This window comes from Allobosea sp. GW822-FHT05A11 (assembly GCF_058800455.1).
In genome coordinates, this window is record NZ_JBXAMI010000002.1 from 12,131 (window position 1) to 29,843 (window position 17,713).

Here is a 17,713-nt window from a genome sequence, read left to right on the forward strand (position 1 = left end):
TCGACTTCACGCATGCCAGCGTCGCAGGCGCCGTGGATAGCCGATCCGCTCGCCTTTTGCCAAAGTTCAATCGCGGCGAAAAGGCACCATCCGAGGACGGCCGCCGCCGCGGGCCGGCTCCGGCCTGAATTCGCAGGATCGCACCATCCAAAAGACGTGCATCTTCCCGATCGGAAAGGCTTTTCAGGCGAACTGGAAATGCTCTAGAAGCGCGAGGGGCGAGGGCGTCGCCGCGTAGTTTGGATCCCATGTCGACACCGTTGAATCGTAGGCAGTTTCTGGAAGGCGCCGCCGGCGGCGCCGCGCTGCTCTCGCTGGCCGGCCCGGCCGCAGCGCAGGCGCCGACCGGCGCAGCTTCCTTCAACATCCCCTCCCTCGTGGACGGGCAGCGTTTCGACCCCGCGCTGGTGGTCGACGCCGCCAGGGCCCTGGCCCAGCGCCCACTGATCCCGCTTGCCGCGAACGACCTGCCGGAGGGCTATGCCGCCCTGCCCGCCGATCAGTATGCGGGCATCCGGATGCAGCCGGGCGCCACGGTCTGGGCCGGCGAGAATCGCGGCTTCACCGTCGAGCCTCTGCATCGCGGCTATGTCTTCTCCAATCCGGTGAGCCTGTTCACAATCGAAGAGGGAACGGTGCGCCGCATCGGCTTCGATCGCAGCAAGTTCGATTACGGACGGGTCGCGCCGCCGACGGGCAATGCCGACCTGCAGTTCTCCGGCATGCGGATCGCCGCCGGGCTGGAACGCCCCTTCGAGGTCGCGGTCTTCCAGGGCGGCACGTTCTTCCGCGCCCTCGCCCGCGGCCAGAATTTCGGCGCGATGGCGCGCGCGCTGATCCTGCGCCCCGGCGAGACGCGCGGCGAGGAACTGCCGTTCTTCCGGGCGTTCTGGATCGAACGGCCGAGCCCGGCGGTGGGCTCGCTGGTGATTCACGGCCTGCTCGATTCGGAAAGCGTCGCCGGCGCGGTGCGGATGACGCTGCGGCCGGGCGACGTCACCTTCGTCGATGTCGAGATGACGCTGTTCGCGCGCCAGGCGCTCGACCATGTCGGCTTCGGCTGCACCAGCGCGACCTTCCTGTCCGGCCCGCAGAGCCGGCGCGTCTTCGACGATATCCGCCCCTCGATCGGCGAGGTCTCGGGCGTCCAGATGCAGTCGGGCGGCGGCGAATGGATCTACCGGCCGGTCAACAATCCTGCGACCTTGCAGGTCTCCTCCTTCGTCGACGAGAATCCCAAGGGCTTCGGCCTGGTCCAGCGCGAGCGCGACCCCGCCGCCTTCCAGGACGACGACCAGCGCTTCGAGCTCCGGCCGAGCGTCTGGATGGAGCCGCTCGGCGACTGGGGCGCGGGTTCGGTGCAGCTCATCGAGATCCCCAGCGATTCCGAGCCGAACAAGAACATCATCATGTACTGGCGGCCGAAGCAGCCGCTTGCCGCCGGCAGCGAGACCTCGCTGAGCTATCGCCAGGCCTGGTGCTGGCAGCCGCCGGAGCGTCCGCCATTGGCGCTCGCCACCCGCTCGCGGCAGGGCAAGGGCTCGCAGGGGCGCCGGCGGCGCTTCATCGTCGAGTTCACCGGCGACAAGCTGGCCGATGCGGCGCTGATCGCCTCGACGCGGGCGACGATCACGGCCCAGCCCGGCGCCGTGCACAACGTTCGCCTCTGGCCCTATCCGGAGCGCAAGCTGATGCGCGTCGGCTTCGAGGTCGATCCCGGCAACGACAATCTCTCCGAGCTCCGGCTCGTCCTGCAATCGGGCGGCCAGCCCGTCTCTGAGACCTGGTTGAATAGATGGACCTGGTAACGGCAACCCGCCGCGACGCCATGGAAACGGAACAGCGCGGCTACAGCGCGGCTCGCGAGCCGGCCACGCCTCCGGAAGAGCCGCTGGTCATGCCGGTGCAGTCGTTCCGGAGCTGGGCGGATTCGGATCGCCGTGCCCCGGCGGCACCGCGCGACTGGAAGACGCCGTGGCTGAAGCGCCTCTTCGTCTTCGGCGGCGGGCTCGTGCTCACCGGCTTCGGCGCCTGGGAAATGTACAATGTCGTGTCGGTCAGCCGTACGACCTCGCTGCAGTACGCCCTGCTCGTGCTGTTCACGATCAACTTCTCGTGGATCGCGCTCGCCTTCACCAGCGCGCTGCTCGGCTTCTTCGGCGTCATGTTCGGCGCCGGCCGGGCGGACCGGGCCGAAACGCTGAAGCACCGCACCGTCGTGGTGATGCCGATCTACAACGAGTCTTCGGCCCGCATCTTCGCCGCGGTGGCGGCGATCCGCGAATCGGTCGAGGCCACGGGTCTGGGCGATCATTTCGACTATTTCATCGTCTCCGACACGACCAACCCGGATGTCTGGGTGGCGGAGGAGCGAGCCTTCCTGGCGCTGCGCGAGCGCCTCGGCCCGAACGCTCGGGTCTATTACCGGCACAGGCCGAAGAACCACCACCGCAAGGCCGGCAACATCGCGGATTTCGTCACGCGCTGGGGCGGGCTCTACGAGCACATGGTCGTGCTCGATGCCGACAGCCTGATGACCGGCACCTGCATCGTGCGCCTCGCCGCCGCGATGGAGAACGACCCCGATGCCGGCATCATCCAGTCGCTGCCGCTGATCATCAACCGCAACACCTTCTTCGCCCGGCTGCAGCAATTCGCGGCGCGGGTCTATGGCCCGGTCATCGCGACCGGGCTCGCGATGTGGTCCGGCCGCGACGGCAACTACTGGGGCCATAACGCGATCATCCGGACCAAGGCCTTCGCCGATCATTGCGGCCTGCCGGACCTGAAGGGCAAGCCGCCCTTCGGCGGGCATGTGCTGAGCCACGATTTCGTCGAGGCGGCGCTGATCCGCCGCGCCGGCTGGTCGGTCTACATGCTGCCGGACCTGACGGGCTCTTACGAGGAAAGCCCACCCTCGCTGATCGACATCTCGGTGCGCGACCGGCGCTGGTGCCAGGGCAATCTCCAGCATTCGCGGATCATGGGCGGCAAGGGCTTCGTCATGCCGACGCGCCAGCACTTCGCCACCGGCATCATGGGCTATCTCGCCTCGCCGCTCTGGCTGATGCAGCTCGTGGTCGGCATCCTGATCGTGCTGCAGGTCAACTACGCGCGGCCTGAGTATTTCACGCAGGAATTCACGCTCTTCCCGGTCTGGCCGCGGTTCGATCCAGAGCGCGCCTTGCGCCTGTTCGCAATCACCATGGGAATCCTGCTGGCGCCGAAGCTGTTCGGCCTGCTGCTGACCCTGTTCAACGACAAGCTCAGGCAGGCCGGCGGCGGCGCGATCCGCCTGATCGTCTCGGCGCTGATCGAGGTTCTGTTCTCGGCCTTCTTCGCGCCGATCATGATGCTGATCCAGTCCGGCTCGGTCTTCCAGATCCTGCTCGGCCGCGACACCGGCTGGAACCCGCAGCGGCGCGACGACGGCTCGATCCCGCTGAAGGACATCATCCGCCGACACCGGACCCATACCGTACTCGGCGTCGTCACCGGCCTCTCGGCCTTCATGATCGCGACCTCGCTCTTCGCCTGGATGTCGCCGACGATCGTCGGCCTTGTGCTGGCGATCCCGCTGTCATGGGCTTCGGGCCAGCTTGCGATCGGCCTCTGGCTCAAGCGCCACAAGCTCCTGATGACGCCGGAGGAAGGCGCCCCGCCCGCGATCGCGACGCGCGCCAACGAATTGCAGGCCGAGTTCGAGAAGGCCGGCTACGACGATGCGGACGGCATCAAGGCGCTCCACGCCGATGCGGAACTGCGCCACGCCCATGAACTGATGCTGCCTTATGGCCAGTCACGCCGGCGCGGCGAGATCGAGCCCGATCGCGCGGTGGCCCAGGCCAAGCTCGTCGATGCCGAGACGATCGACGACGCCGCGATCTGGCTGAAGCCGAAGGAGCGCATGGTGGTGCTGCACGACCGGGCGCTGATCGGCCTCCTGGCCTCGCTGCCGCCGGTCGAGGCGAAGGGCTGAGAACTTCGTCACTCCGGGCAAGCCCGGAATGACTTCTTGCGGCTTGAGGGCGGCCTTCAACCCTGCTCGAACGCGACCATGCAGCCGAAGGCTTCCTCGGCCGAGACGAAGAGCCGCTCGTCGCCGCGCTGGAACGAGACCTCGTTCTCGGTCAGCCGCTCCGCCACGGCTTCCAGATCGGGCACCGAGACGCAGAAGCCGAGGAAGCGTGCCGGCGTCGTATCGGGCTCGACGAGATAGGCGCCCTGCGCGGCTTCGGGATCGAGCACGTCGATGCGTCCACGCGGCAGGGCGAGCACGTAATCCTCATTGCCCTCCAGCACTTCGGCGCCCCCGCTGAAGGCCGAGAGGAAGGCGCGGTGGAAGGCGGGTTCCTCCGCCAGCATCACGACGGCCGAGAGCGCGGTGGCACCGTTGGGGTGATGCTGGAATTCCGGGTTCCAGAAATTCTGCGGCTCGAATTGCTGGCAGACGAAGAAGCCGCATTCCGGCGCGCGCGAATCGGCGGCAAAGGCCAGTTCGAAAGCGACGCGGACATCGCTGCCATCCGGCCGCCTCGCCCGGCGTTCGAAGAAGAAGGGCTGGAAATCACCGATGCCCTGCGCCTTGAACGCGGCAGCATCGGCCTTGGCGTTAGTGCTCTCCAGCACCAGCATGGAAAGCCCTTCTCCCTGCTCCGCCAGAGCCTGGCGTACGAAGGCACCGAAGGAAAAGCTCCGCTCGCCATGGGGCGGGATGGCGGCGTCGTCGGCGATCGTCACCAGCTCCAGGAAGGAGCCGGGAAACTGCACGATCCGGTTCTCGGTGCCCCAGGGATGGCGATTGCGGGCGCCGACGCGGAAGCCGAGCTTCTCGTAGAAATGCCAGGCGGCATCGAGATCGCGGACGCCAATGACGAGATGGTCGAGACCGCGGGGCGTTGAGGCTGTTGCAGGCATGGTAGGCTCCGTCGACAGGCGTATCGGAGCCCAAGGCTAGCACAGATCAGGGCGCGGTGATGTCGTGCGTTCAGGGCTCGATATAGTGCGGCAGGAAGCGCGAGGTGTTCTTGGTGATCGGCGAGGCATCCTCGCGCAGGCACAGGCCGCACGCCTGCGAGGCGACGAGCCAGGAGCCGAGCACGGCGTATTTGCCATCGGCAGAGAACAGGTTGGTCGCCGCATCCTGCAGGACATGGCCTTCGGCGCCATAGGGGCCGTCATCGCTGTCGAGCACGCGGCCGCGCTCCAGCAACGTGACATTGGCGCCCTCGCGCGAATAGAGCGGCTTGCGGACATGCCGGGCGGAAAGCGTCGCGCAGCGCGGATCCCCCTCGAAGAAGGCCGGCAGGAGGTTCGGATGGCCGGGCTCCATCTCCCAGAGGCAGGCGAGCAGGCCCTTGTTGGAGAGGACGGCCTTCCAGGGCGGCTCGATGAACTGGCAGCGTGAACCGGCGAGCGCGCTGCCGTAGCTCTCGCGGAACATCCATTCCCACGGATAGAGCTTGAACATCGTCTCGATCGGCTGGTTGGCGCCGTCGCAGAAGCGCCCGTCCGTGAGCAGCCCGAGCTCCTCGATATAGGTGAAGCGCGCGTCGAGCCCGGCCTGCACCGCGCAATCGGCGAGATAGTCGACCGTGCCCTTGTCCTCGGGACTATCCTGCACGCAGGTGAGATGCAGGCGGTAGGGCGACGGCTCGCGCAGTCCCTGGAAGGCCGCGATCAGGCGCTCGTGCAAAGAGTTGAACTGGTCGGAGCCCTTGGGGATCGCGCCGCGCGCCATGGCCTGCTCCAGCCAGTCCCATTGGACGACGCTCGATTCGAACAGGGCGGTCGGCGTATCGGCGTTGTATTCGAGAAGCTTGGCCGGCCCGTGCCCATCATAGGCGAGATCGAGCCGGCCATAGAGGTTGCGCTCGCCGCGCCGCCAGCTTTCGCGAACATAGTCCCAGTGCTCGGCGGGAATCGCGAGCCTGGTCAGCGTTTCCTCGCTGTCGAGCGCCTTTTCGATGAAGGCGAAGCAGAGCTGCTCGAGCGCTTCCGTCGGCCCTTCGATGTCGCGCTCGATCTCCTCCAGCGTGAAGGCGAAGGCAGCGCTCTCGTCCCAGTAGGTCTCGCCGTCGATGGTGTGGAAGGCAAAGCCGAGCCGCTCGACCTGCTCGGTCCAGTCCGGGCGCGGGGAGAGCGCGACGCGGCGCATCTCAGGACGAGGAATGCGAGGAGAAGGAGCGCGCGATCGAGCCGAAGCCGCCGCGCGAGGAGGTGCTGGTCGTCGAGGCGCTGCCGCCGCGGGAGCCGGACGAGAAGGCCGCCGTGATGCTGCGGCCGGATGTGGTCGAATAGGCGCGCGAACGGCTGCTGCCGCCATAGTAGCCGCTGCCACCGGACGAGCCCGAGGACGAAGAGCGCGCCTGCTGGCATTCCGGCAGCGTCGAGCCCGGCGGGCAAGTGGCGGCGGTTGGCGGCATCAGGGGCTGCGCCTGCGCCTGCGCGCCGGAGAGGCCGCGCGCCAGCATGAAGCCGGCCAGCGCCGGGATGAAGTATTGGGCGCCACCGATGCTGGCGGAGCTGCAGCCGCTGGCGCCGTATTGCGTTTCGCAGGCGCTCTGGCTCTGGAATTTCGGTGCATCCTTGAGCCGCGCGGCGGTCGCCTCGGCAAAGGCGGTCTCGCATTGCTGCGCCGTGAGCTGTCCGGCAGCCCGGCAATCGCTCAAGCTGTTGTAGACGAGGTTCTCCTCCTTATCGTCTGATGTCATCGACCAGACGGTGGCGACGAGGATGACGCCGACGGCAGCGAGACCGATCTGCGAGGAGCGCTTCATGGCCGCCTCACGCCGTCATGCTGGCCGCGGCCAGCGTGCCCGAAATCACCGCGATCACCGCCAGCATCGCGGCGGCCGGCAGACGGTCCTCCTCGATCTTGCGCGACAAATCGGGGATCGCAACCCGCGCAACGCCGTAGGCGGCGAACTGGATGATCATCGCCGCCACCGCCCAGAGCACGCAGTCGGGAATGCTGCTGGCCTGGGAGATCGCCTTCTCCAGCGGCACGGCGAAGCCGACGAGGTTGCCGCCGAAGGCGATCGCGGCCGAGAGGTTGCCGGCCCGGATCAGCGCGATTTCGTCATGCGCGGTCATGCGAAGGTAGACCGCGGCGAAAGCGGCGATCAGCGCGGCACCGACGACGAAATAGAGGAGGAATGCAGGCAGGCCCGCCATCGAGATCGCCATGCGCCCTGCCCCCGTGCCGATGCGAAGACTCTCTGTCAACGATGCCACATAGTCAGGCTAACGTGAAAACCGCACAAGCCGTCATCTAAAAGGAGGATGCGCCGCATGACGACCCGGGAGGCCCGCTGCAGCTGCGGGCAATTGCGCATCGCCTGCACCGGTGAGCCCGTGAGCGTCTCGCTCTGCCATTGTCGCGACTGCCAGCGGCGGACCGGCAGCGCCTATGGCGTCGCGGCCTTCTTCGCGCGCGGCGACATCACCGTGACCGGGCAGTTCAGCGATTACGATCGCCCGGCCGATAGCGGATATCGCGTGCTGCATCATTTCTGCCCGGCCTGCGGCAGCACGGTGTTCTGGGAGCCGTCGCGCAAGCCCGAGGTGGTCGCGGTCGCGATCGGCGCCTTCGCCGACCCGGATTTTCCCGGGCCGGGCAAGGCGGTGTTCGAGCAGCACCGCCTGCCCTGGGCGACGGTGCAGCTCGCAGAGTCCTAAATCAGACCAGGCGGCTCTGGGCCTTTGCCGCCTCGATGAAGCTGGCGAAGAGCGGATGCGGCTCGAAGGGGCGCGACTTAAGCTCGGGATGGTACTGCACGCCGATGAACCAGGGATGGTCGGGATACTCGACCGTCTCGGGCAACAGGCCGTCGGGCGACAGGCCGGCGAAGCGCATGCCCTTCGCCTCGAGCTGCTCGCGATAGCCCATGTTGACTTCGTAGCGGTGGCGGTGGCGCTCGGAGATTTCGGTCGAGCCGTAGATCTCGGCGATCTTCGAGCCGGCTGCCAGCGTCGAGGCATAGGCGCCGAGCCGCATGGTGCCGCCGAGATTGCCATTGGCCGCACGCTGCTCCAGCTCGTTGCCGCGCATCCACTCGGTCATCAGGCCAACGACGGGCTGCTCGGTCGGGCCGAACTCGGTCGAATTGGCATCCGTGATGCCGGCTAGCGAACGCGCCGCCTCGATCACCGCCATCTGCATGCCGAAGCAGATGCCGAAATAGGGCACCTTGCGGTTGCGCGCGAAGGTCGCCGCCTTGATCTTGCCCTCGGCGCCGCGATGGCCGAAGCCGCCGGGCACGAGGATGCCGTGGACATGTTCGAGGAAGGGCGCCGGGTCCTCCTTCTCGAAGACCTCCGACTCGATCCAGTCGAGATTGACCTTCACATTGTTGGCGATGCCGCCATGGGTCAGCGCCTCGATGAGGGACTTATAGGCGTCCTTCATGCCGGTGTATTTGCCGACGACGGCGATGGTGACCTCGCCCTCGGGGTTCTTCACGCGCTCGGAGATGCGCTTCCAGTTGGTGACGTCTGGCTCGGGCTTGGCATCCATGCCGAAGGCGGCGAGGACTTCGTTATCGAGCCCCTCGGCATGGTAGGAGAGCGGCACGTCATAGATCGAGGCGACGTCGCGGGCCTCGATGACCGCGGTCTCCCTGACATTGCAGAACAGCGCGAGCTTGCGGCGCTCCTCGCGCGGGATCTCGCGGTCGGTGCGGCAGAGCAGGATGTCGGGCTGGATGCCGATCGAGCGCAATTCGGCGACCGAATGCTGGGTCGGCTTGGTCTTCAATTCGCCGGCGGTCGGGATATAGGGCAGCAGCGTCAGGTGCACGAAGATGCACTGGCCGCGCGGGAGCTGCTGGTTGGTCTGGCGGATGGCTTCCAGGAACGGCAGGCTCTCGATGTCGCCGACGGTGCCGCCGATCTCGACCAGCGTGAAGTCGTAGCCCTCGTTGCCAGTCAGGATGAATTCCTTGATGGCGTTGGTGACGTGCGGCACGACCTGGATCGTGGCGCCGAGATAGTCGCCGCGGCGCTCCTTGGTCAGGATGTCCATGTAGATGCGGCCGGTGGTGATGTTGTCACCCCGGTTGCAGGGCCGGCCGGTGAAGCGCTCGTAATGGCCGAGGTCGAGATCGGTCTCGGCGCCGTCGTCGGTGACGAAGACCTCACCATGCTGATACGGGCTCATCGTGCCCGGATCGACATTGAGGTAGGGGTCGAGCTTGCGCAGGCGAACCGTGTGGCCGCGTGCCTGGAGAAGGGCTGCGAGAGCCGCCGCCGCCAAGCCTTTGCCAAGCGAAGACACCACGCCGCCGGTGATGAAAACATACCGCGTCATGGGAGGACACCTCTATCGCCACGGGTTCGATTCGCTAAGCGCCAGCAGAGCAGTCCCGCCTTGCTCTGCGCGCTTGTCCACAAAAAGAGAAGGCCGGTCACCCGGCCTTGAGCCTTCTGCATCACACAAAAGAGAAGGGCCGGTTTCCCGGCCCTGCCCTGGTTACTGCTGCGGCGCCGCTGGCGGCGTCGGCGGCTGTGCGCCGCCCTGATTCTGGTTCTGCATCTGGCGGAGCTGGTCGAGCACGCCGCCGGCGTTCGGGGCGCTCGGGCCGGCCGGCGCGCCGGGCGTTGCCGGAGCGGAGGTTGCAGGCGCGCCGTCGATGATCGAGCGCTGGACGCGGCCGCGCGTGGCCATCACGGCCAGAACGACCGAGGTCAGGAAGAACAGGCCGGCGAGGATCGCGGTCGCGCGGGTCAGGGCATTGGCCTGGCCGCGGCCGGTCATGAAGCCGCCGACGCCGCCCCCGCCGCCCGAGCCCATGCCGAGGCCGCCGCCTTCGGAGCGCTGCAGCAGCACGACGCCGACGAGCGCGACGACGATGATCAGGTGGATGACGATGAGAACGTTCTGCATGGTCTCACGAAATGGGCATGGCGCGGGCCGCCGCCAAGGGCCACCCGCTCCTCCTCGAAAATCGAGGCGAATTCGGCGCGGCACATAACATGCGCCAGCCGGCAGCGCCACCCCTGCGCGCTGGCCGATTTACAGGAATGCTCAACCGGCACAGGCCCGGGCGATCGCCAGGAACTCCTCGGCCTTGAGACTGGCGCCGCCGACGAGGGCGCCATCGACATGCGGGACGCCCATCAATTCGGCGGCATTCGAGGGCTTGACCGAGCCGCCATAGAGCAGGCGGACGCCCGCAGCCGCCTGCTTGCCGAGCAGCCGGCCGAGCTCGATGCGGATCGCTTCATGCATCTCGGCAACATCGGCCGCCGTCGGCGTGAGACCGGTGCCGATCGCCCAGACCGGCTCATAGGCGACGACGAGCGTCGCAGGCGTCGCGCCGTCCGGCACGGAGCCGCGCAATTGCTTCTTCACGATGGCGAGCGCCTTGCCGGCCTCGCGCTCGTCCTTGGTCTCGCCGACGCAGACGATCGGCACCAGCAGCGCCTTCTGCGCGGCTTCGGCCTTGGCCTTGACCGTCGCATTGGTTTCACCATGCAGCGTGCGGCGCTCGGAATGGCCGGTGATGCAGAAGCTCGCGCCGGCGTCGGCCAGCATCGCCGCGGAGACTTCGCCGGTGAAAGCGCCGGAGCCTTGCATGCTGCAATCCTGGCCGCCGGTCGCGATGCGCGAACCGATCAGGGCGGCGGTCGCGGCGAAGAGAAGGCTGGCCGGCGGGCAGATCGCGAGGTCGACGGCCGGCTTCAACGCCGCGTCGTAGCCCCTGGCCACCTCGGCCGCGATGGCGAGGTCGGCCTTCAGCCCGTTCATCTTCCAGTTGCCTGCCACCAACGGCTTGATGCTGCGCGTCACGTCCATCCTCCTGAAATCAGCTCTTTCGGCTCTAGCAACGCCCGGCCGGCGCCGCAATCGCGTGCAAAGCCGCAGGACGATTGCGGCTTTCGCCATCGGTTCCTATAAGCAGCGCCGAGAATTGCGCGCGCGGGCCCGCTCCCGCGCCACGGACAGGTTCAGGGAAAGACAGCTTCGATGATGATGCAGGGCATCCGCAAGGCGGGTCAGGGCTTATTTGGAAAGCTCGTCATCGCGATCATGTTCGGCTTCCTCATCATCTCCTTCGCGATCTGGGGCGTGGGCGACATCTTCCGCGGCTATGGCCGCAACGAGGTCGCCAGGGTCGGCAAGACCGAGATCGGCCTCGAGGAGATGCGCACGGCCTATCAGAACGAGATCCAGAACCTGATCCGCCAGCAGCGCCGGCAGATCTCGCCCGAGATGGCGCGTGCGGCCGGCCTCGATCGGCAGGTGCTGTCGCGCCTGCTCACGGAGGCGACGCTTGACCAGACGGCTCGGGGCATGCGGCTGGCGGTGTCCGACGACACCATCCGCAACCTGATCTTCGACGACCAGACCTTCCGCGACGCCGCCGGTCAGTTCTCTGCGGCGCGCTTCAACGAGTTGCTGCGCACGAACGGCTATACCGAGCAGAGCTATGTCGCGCTCCAGCGTTCGACGATCCTGCGCCAGCAGATCTCGGAGATGGTCGTGGGCGGCTTCTCCGCCCCGCTCGCGCTGCAGGAAGTCGGCAATCGCCTGCGCAACGAGAAGCGCGCCATCACCTTCGCCCGCATGCCGGCGAGCGCGGCCGGCGAGATCGCGGCACCGAGCGAGGACCAGCTCAAGAGCTTCTTCAACGATCGCAAGATCGCGTTCCGCGCGCCGGAATACCGCACGGCCACCATCCTTTCGATCACTGCCGAGACGCTGGCCGACCCGAGCAAGGTCACCGACGAGGAAGCCAAGGCCCGCTACGAGGCGACGAAGGCCCAGCGCTTCACCTCGGTCGAGACGCGCACCGTCCAGCAGATCCCGTTCCCGAACATCGAGGAGGCGCAGGCTGCCAAGGCCAAGATCGACGGCGGCGAGACCTTCGACGAGATCGCGACCGAGCGGAACGTCGCCTTCAACGACCTGACGCTGGGCACCTTCACCCGCGAGCAGATGATCGACCCTGCCGTAGGCGAGGCTGCCTTCGCGCTCGATCAAGGTGGCGTGAGCGCCCCGGTCAAGGGCGCTTTCGGCACGGTGCTGCTGCGCGTCACCAAGGTCGATGCTGCGCATGTGCGCCCGTTCGAGGAGGTCGTGGCCGAGGTGAAGCAGGAGCTGGCGACGACCCGCGCCGCTGCCCAAGTGACCGATCTGCATGACAAGATCGAGGACCAGCGCGCCTCCGCCAAGCCGCTTGCCGAGATCGCCACGGAGCTCAATCTCAAGCTGCGCACCGCTGGGCCGATGAATGCCGGCCTCGGCAAGCCCGACGGCTCGCGCGAAGAGGCGCTGCCGGGCGGCGATCCCACGCTGCAGGCGATCTTCCGCTCGGATGTCGGCGTCGACAACGAGGCGATTCGTCTGCCCCGCGACACCGGCTATGTCTGGTTCGACGTCACCAAGATCGATCCGGCGCGCGAGCGCAGCTTCGACGAGGTCAAGGCCGAGGTCGAGACGCAGTGGCGCGCCGACGAGACGGCGACGAAGCTCTCCGCCAAGGCGCGCGAACTCGTCGAGCGCCTCGACAAGGGCGAGAGCTTCGACGCGGTCGCGGCCTCGGCCGGGCTGACCATCGAGACTGCCGCCGATCTCGGCCGGCAGGACCAGCGCCCGGAACTGCCGGGCACGGTCGTCGCCCAGGTCTTCGGCACGACCGCCGGCAAGAGCAACTCCGCCGCCGGCACCGATGGCGGGCGCATCCTGTTCAAGGTCGATTCGGCGACCGTCGCGCCTTACGTCCGCACGACGCAGGAGGCCGGGAATTTCGAGCGGCTGCTGTCGTCCAGCGTCAGCGAGGACATCCTGCTGCAATATGTCGCGAAGCGGCAGGCCGAGCTCGGCGTCAGCATCAATGATGCGGCGTTCCGCAACGCGACAGGTGGGACGCAGAATTGACGATGCAGCCTCTCCAGGAGTTCGAGCGCTTCGCGCAGACCTACGAGACCGGCGCGCCGCAGCTTCTGCGGCAGGTGCTGGTCGGCGATTGCGAGACGCCGGTCGCCGCCTTCCTGAAGCTGCGCCACGCCACGGCGGGCCCGGCCTTCCTGCTCGAATCGGTCGAGGGCGGCGCCGTGCGCGGCCGCTACTCGATGATCGGGCTCGAACCCGACCTGATCTGGCGCTGCCATCACGGGCAGGCCGCGCTCTGCCGCACGGCTCTGGGCGAGACCTTCCTGGACGATCCGCGCCCGGCCTTCGAGAGCCTGCGCGCGCTTCTGGAAGAGAGCGCCATCCCGGAGGCCGAGGGCCTGCCGCCGATGGCGTCGGGCGTGTTCGGCTATCTCGGCTACGACATGGTCCGATTGATGGAACGCCTGCCGGAGCCGAAGGAGACCGGCACCGGCGTGCCCGATGCGATCCTGACGCGGCCGACGCTGATGGTGGTGTTCGATGCGGTGCGCGACGAGATCCATGTCGTGACCCCGGTCCGGCACATGCCGGGGCTCAGTGCCCGCCACGCCTATGAGCGGGCGCAGGAGCGGCTGGAGGCCGTGGTCAAGGCGCTGGAAGGTGCCCTCCCCGCCGAAGCGGAGATCGACATCGCCAACCTGCCGGTCCCGGCGACCACCTCGAACACCAGCGAGGCCGAATATCTGGAGATGGTCGACAAGGCGAAGGAGTACATCCGCGCCGGCGACATCTTCCAGGTCGTGCTGTCGCAGCGCTTCGAGGCGCCTTTCGCCCTGCCGCCCTTCGCGCTCTACCGGGCGCTCCGGCGGGTCAATCCGGCGCCGTTCCTCTGCTATCTCGATTTCTGCGACTTCCAGATCGTCTGCTCGAGCCCGGAGATCCTGGTGCGGCTGCGCGACGACACGGTCACGATCCGGCCGATCGCCGGCACGCGGCGGCGCGGTGCAACTCAGGCCGAGGACGATGCCCTGGCCGAGGAGCTGCTGGCCGACCCCAAGGAGCGCGCCGAGCACCTGATGCTGCTCGATCTCGGCCGCAACGATGTCGGCCGCGTCGCGCAGATCGGCACGGTGAAGGTCACCGATTCGTTCTTCATCGAGCGCTACAGCCAGGTCATGCACATCGTCTCGAACGTCGAGGGCAAGATCGACCCGAAGCACGATTCGCTCAGCGCCCTGATCGCCGGCTTCCCGGCCGGTACGGTGTCGGGCGCGCCGAAGGTCCGGGCGATGGAGATCATCGACGAGCTGGAGCGCGACGCGCGCGGCGCCTATGCCGGCTGCATCGGCTATTTCGGCGCCAATGGCGAGATGGATACCTGCATCGTGCTGCGCACGGCGGTGGTCAAGGACGGGCGCATGCATGTCCAGGCCGGCGCCGGCATCGTCTACGATTCGAACCCGGCCTCCGAGCAGGAAGAATGCATCAACAAGGCCAAGGCCCTGTTCCGCGCCGCCGAGGAGGCGATCCGCTTCGCCGCCCGCACCGGGCGCGGCCAGTAAGCTTCGGCGCCATCATCCCAAAAGCAAGACGCCCCGCCGGACCGGCGGGGCGTTTTACGTTTCAGGGCTGCTCGTTCAGTGACCCTTGCCAGGCGTCGACGTCATCCGGTCGACCCAGGCGATGCCGATGGCCGACAGGATGAAGACGACATGGATCAGCGTCTGCAGCAGGACGCCGGACTCGGTATAGTTCGCGGTCTTGCCGGCGATGCCGATATTGCCGGCCTCGATGAAGGTCCTGAGCAGGTGGATCGACGAGATGCCGATGATCGCCATGGCGAGCTTGATCTTGAGGATGCTCGCATTGACGTGGCTCAGCCATTCCGGCTGGTCGGGATGGCCCTCGAGCCGCAGCCGCGAGACGAAGGTCTCGTAGCCTCCGACGATCACCATGATCAGCAGGTTCGAGATCATCACCACGTCGATCAACCCGAGCACGACCAGCATGATCTGCTGCTCGCTGAAGTCGAAGGCATGGGTGACGAGATGCCAGAGCTCCTTGAGGAACAGGAAGACGTAGACGCATTGCGCCACGATGAGGCCGATATAGAGCGGCAATTGCAGCCAGCGTGAGCTGAAGATCAGCGCTGGCAGCGGCTTCATGGGGCCAAGCGCGGCAGACTGGGCGGATGGGTCGCGCGGTTGCGCCATTGTGGGTTCCGATCCTTCGGGCAGATGTCCGTGTGCAGTGCAACGCTAGATGGCGAGGAAATTCGGCCCGCGCAAGCAGCCCCGCCTTGCTTTTCGGGGCAAAAACGACGGGATCGGGACGGCCCATTTATGCCCGGATTGACTGCTAGCTTCCCTTGCGGTCACCGGACCGCTACATTCGAATCCAAACGGGGGAACATGCGGAGTTCCGCTCGCCTGGTATCGCAGAGGAGTTTCGTCATGATCAGGACGCTCGCCGTCGCTGCCGCCCTTGCCGGTGGCACCTTACTCGCCCTTCCTGCATCGGCTGCGCCTCTCGCTCCCGCTACGTCCGCCGTCGCCACGGCGCAGGCCGGCAGCGATCTCGTCCAGACCGTGCAATGGCGCCGCTACGGCTACGGCCCGCGCTATTACGGTGGCTATCGCCGCGGCCCGGCCGTGGGCGCCGGTATCGCGGCCGGCATCATCGGGGGCGCGCTCGCGGCCGGTGCGCTGGCAGCCCCGCCCCCGCCGGTCTATTACGAGCCGGAGCCGGTCTATGTCGCGCCGCCGGTGGTCTATGCCCCACCCGTACCGCGCGCCTATGGCTACAGCATCGAGGATACGGACGCGGTCGCCTACTGCTCGCGCCGCTTCAAGAGCTACAACCCGGAGACCGGGACCTATATCGCCGCGCGCGGCGTCGTTCGCGCCTGCCCCTGACAGCAGGCGACAGCGCGATCGCAGACAAGAACTCCCCGCAGCGATGCGGGGAGTTTTTTGTTTGCGGTCGAAACCGGCTTGCCATGACGGCGACCGTGCCGCTTATCCTGCGGCTCGTCTTGAATCGGAGCGTCTCGTGCGGATCGCCACCTGGAACGTCAATTCGGTCAGGCAGCGCCTCGGCCATCTCCTCGACTTCCTGAAGGAGGCCGAGCCCGATGCGCTCTGCCTGCAGGAGATCAAATGCGTGGACGCCGATTTCCCGCGCGCCGAGATCAAGGCCGCCGGCTGGCAAGTCGAGACCCACGGGCAGAAGACCTTCAATGGCGTCGCGATCATCAGCCGCTCGCGGCTGGAGGATGTCCGGCGCGGCCTGCCGGGCGACGATGGCGACGAGCAGGCGCGCTATCTCGAGGGCGTTCTGCCGCTCGGCGATGGCGTGGTCCGCGTCGCCTCGATCTACCTGCCGAACGGCAACCCGCCCAACACCGAGAAATACCCGTACAAGCTCGGCTGGATGCAGAGGCTGACCGCCCATGCCCGCATGCTGCTGGAGCATGAGGAGCCGCTGGTGCTGGCGGGCGACTACAACGTCATCCCCGAGCCGCGCGACGCCCGCGATCCCGCTGCCTGGGTGAGCGATGCGCTGTTCCTGCCGCCGACGCGTGCCGCCTTCCGCGGGCTCATCAATCTCGGTCTGACCGAAGCCCTGCGCGGTACGACCGATGCGCCCGGGCTCTACACGTTCTGGGATTACCAGGCCGGCGCCTGGCAGCGGAACAACGGCATCCGCATCGACCACCTGCTGCTCTCAGCCCAGGCGGCGGACAGGCTGTCGGGCGTCAGGATCGCCAAGCATGTCCGGGGCTGGGACAAGCCCTCGGACCATGTCCCGGTGATGATCGAATTGCACTGAGGGCAGCAACCGGACGTCATGCCCGGGCTTGAGTCCTAAGCATCTCAGGACGGAGAGGCGCCTCATCGTGCAAGAGCTTCTCGGGTCTGCGCTTCGCTTCGCCCGAGAATGGCGGCGCTTCCGCTCAGTTCTGGACGGCGTTGCCGTTGCGCGAGTTCACCAGATGCTGGCGCTCGATCAGGGCCAGAGCCGCCGAGCGGTCACTCGCCGAGGCGGCCGCGAAAGCCACGTCGTGCCGCTCGATGATCCAGGCCTCGCGGGTCGGATCGGCGCCCTCGCGGGCCATGGCGAGCCACATCAGCCCGAGAACCGGCTGGCGGGGCACGCCCTCGCCGCCGCGCAGAAGCATTTCGCCGAAGGCGGCACGGGCGGGCGCGTGGCCCTTCTCGGCCGCGAGCTTCATCCAGCGGGCGGCCTGACGACGATCGCGGCTGGCGCCCTGCCCGGTCATGTAGAGGCGGGCGAGATTGTACTGGCCGTCCGGGTCGCCGAAATAGGAGGCGGCGTAATGGAACATGTCGAAGGCACGGTCGGGATTGGGCTTCACATAGCTGCCCTTGATGCCGTCCGAGAAGTAATTGCCGAGCGCGACGAAGGCGCTGCCGACGAGCCGGGCGTCGGCCGTGCCGGGCATCGCATCGGCATTCTCGTCCGCAATCTTCGAGAAATACTCGAAAGCCTTGAGATCATTGGCGGGGACGCCCTCGCCGCCGGCATACATCCGGCCGAGCTTGTACTGCGCCGTGAGATGGCCCTGCGAGGCCGCGTATTCGAGCGCGCGGACGGCACCGACCTTGTTGCCGGCCGTGGAATCGCGCATCCAGGCCTTGAGTGCGTCGCGTGCGCTGGTGAAGGGCACGAGCGGCAGCGCGGTATGGGCGGTCGGCGTATTGGGGCCGGGAGCGATGGCTGCAGCGTCCGAGCCGCCGGGCACGGAATCGTCAGGCTCCGGCAGCGCCCCGCCCGGAATGGCGCGCGGCGGCAGCGGCTTGGCGCCTGAGAAATCCTGCGCCTGGGCGGCCTGATGGCCACCCAGCAACAGGA

General features: G+C 67.3%; 16 protein-coding genes. 7 read left to right on the forward strand and 9 right to left on the reverse strand.

The features are described from left to right. The first annotated feature begins 248 nt into the window (after positions 1-248). Together AC1RLU_RS05455 and mdoH are read left to right on the forward strand one after the other, a co-directional pair. Positions 249-1,808 (forward strand): OpgD/OpgG family glucan biosynthesis protein, encoded by a 1,560-nt coding sequence (locus tag AC1RLU_RS05455; RefSeq protein WP_082617430.1) that lies wholly within the window; start codon positions 249-251, stop codon positions 1,806-1,808. After that, entirely contained in the window at positions 1,796-3,979 is a 2,184-nt protein-coding gene (gene mdoH / locus AC1RLU_RS05460) for a glucans biosynthesis glucosyltransferase MdoH (protein ID WP_492794345.1), read from the forward strand. Before AC1RLU_RS05455 ends, mdoH begins: the two co-directional genes overlap by 13 nt. 56 nt (positions 3,980-4,035) lie before the next feature. Here mdoH and AC1RLU_RS05465 read toward each other — a convergent pair whose 3' ends face one another. From AC1RLU_RS05465 to AC1RLU_RS05480, 4 genes are all read right to left on the reverse strand, one after another. Then, positions 4,036-4,917: a VOC family protein gene (locus AC1RLU_RS05465; protein WP_492794346.1), complete on the reverse strand. Its 882-nt coding sequence runs from the start codon at positions 4,915-4,917 to the stop codon at positions 4,036-4,038. Positions 4,918-4,987: 70 nt separating this feature from the next. Then, positions 4,988-6,157, reverse strand: a complete 1,170-nt coding sequence (locus tag AC1RLU_RS05470; RefSeq protein ID WP_492794347.1) for a glutathionylspermidine synthase family protein — start codon at positions 6,155-6,157, stop codon at positions 4,988-4,990. Between the two features lies 1 nt (position 6,158). Then, complete coding sequence (locus tag AC1RLU_RS05475) at positions 6,159-6,779, reverse strand: DUF1190 domain-containing protein (RefSeq protein ID WP_091859357.1); 621 nt, start codon at positions 6,777-6,779, stop codon at positions 6,159-6,161. 7 nt (positions 6,780-6,786) lie between these two features. After that, positions 6,787-7,227: a DUF350 domain-containing protein gene (locus AC1RLU_RS05480; RefSeq protein WP_492794349.1), complete on the reverse strand. Its 441-nt coding sequence runs from the start codon at positions 7,225-7,227 to the stop codon at positions 6,787-6,789. Between the two features lie 66 nt (positions 7,228-7,293). Here AC1RLU_RS05480 and AC1RLU_RS05485 point away from each other — a divergent pair, with 66 nt between their 5' ends. Continuing rightward, positions 7,294-7,680, forward strand: a complete 387-nt coding sequence (locus AC1RLU_RS05485) for a GFA family protein (protein WP_492794351.1) — start codon at positions 7,294-7,296, stop codon at positions 7,678-7,680. A 1-nt stretch (position 7,681) separates the two neighbouring features. On the opposite strand, the gene pyrG is transcribed toward AC1RLU_RS05485, so the two are convergent. The 3 genes from pyrG to tpiA all read right to left on the reverse strand — a co-directional run bounded on the left by pyrG (position 7,682) and on the right by tpiA (position 10,792). After that, positions 7,682-9,310, reverse strand: a complete 1,629-nt coding sequence (gene pyrG, locus AC1RLU_RS05490; RefSeq protein ID WP_061967911.1) for a CTP synthase — start codon at positions 9,308-9,310, stop codon at positions 7,682-7,684. Between the two features lie 162 nt (positions 9,311-9,472). Further along, entirely contained in the window at positions 9,473-9,886 is a 414-nt protein-coding gene (gene secG, locus AC1RLU_RS05495; RefSeq protein ID WP_061967913.1) for a preprotein translocase subunit SecG, read from the reverse strand. A gap of 141 nt (positions 9,887-10,027) precedes the next feature. Then, positions 10,028-10,792 carry a triose-phosphate isomerase gene (gene tpiA, locus AC1RLU_RS05500; protein WP_492794353.1) on the reverse strand — a complete coding sequence of 255 codons (765 nt, stop codon included), beginning with the start codon at positions 10,790-10,792 and terminating at the stop codon, positions 10,028-10,030. A 177-nt stretch (positions 10,793-10,969) separates the two neighbouring features. Between tpiA and AC1RLU_RS05505 the strand changes: the two genes are divergently transcribed. Both AC1RLU_RS05505 and trpE read left to right on the forward strand, forming a co-directional pair. Continuing rightward, positions 10,970-12,883: a peptidylprolyl isomerase gene (locus AC1RLU_RS05505; protein ID WP_492794354.1), complete on the forward strand. Its 1,914-nt coding sequence runs from the start codon at positions 10,970-10,972 to the stop codon at positions 12,881-12,883. 2 nt (positions 12,884-12,885) lie between these two features. Next, positions 12,886-14,400, forward strand: coding sequence for an anthranilate synthase component I (gene trpE / locus AC1RLU_RS05510; protein ID WP_492794356.1), 1,515 nt, complete (start codon positions 12,886-12,888; stop codon positions 14,398-14,400). A 75-nt stretch (positions 14,401-14,475) separates the two neighbouring features. On the opposite strand, the gene AC1RLU_RS05515 is transcribed toward trpE, so the two are convergent. After that, complete coding sequence (locus AC1RLU_RS05515) at positions 14,476-15,051, reverse strand: TIGR00645 family protein (protein WP_091859352.1); 576 nt, start codon at positions 15,049-15,051, stop codon at positions 14,476-14,478. A gap of 240 nt (positions 15,052-15,291) precedes the next feature. Between AC1RLU_RS05515 and AC1RLU_RS05520 the strand changes: the two genes are divergently transcribed. Both AC1RLU_RS05520 and xth read left to right on the forward strand, forming a co-directional pair. Continuing rightward, positions 15,292-15,753, forward strand: coding sequence for a BA14K family protein (locus AC1RLU_RS05520; protein ID WP_061967920.1), 462 nt, complete (start codon positions 15,292-15,294; stop codon positions 15,751-15,753). Between the two features lie 136 nt (positions 15,754-15,889). Further along, positions 15,890-16,669: an exodeoxyribonuclease III gene (gene xth, locus AC1RLU_RS05525; protein ID WP_492794358.1), complete on the forward strand. Its 780-nt coding sequence runs from the start codon at positions 15,890-15,892 to the stop codon at positions 16,667-16,669. A gap of 124 nt (positions 16,670-16,793) precedes the next feature. Here xth and AC1RLU_RS05530 read toward each other — a convergent pair whose 3' ends face one another. After that, positions 16,794-17,708: a tetratricopeptide repeat protein gene (locus AC1RLU_RS05530; RefSeq protein WP_244512070.1), complete on the reverse strand. Its 915-nt coding sequence runs from the start codon at positions 17,706-17,708 to the stop codon at positions 16,794-16,796. Positions 17,709-17,713 lie beyond the last annotated feature (5 nt).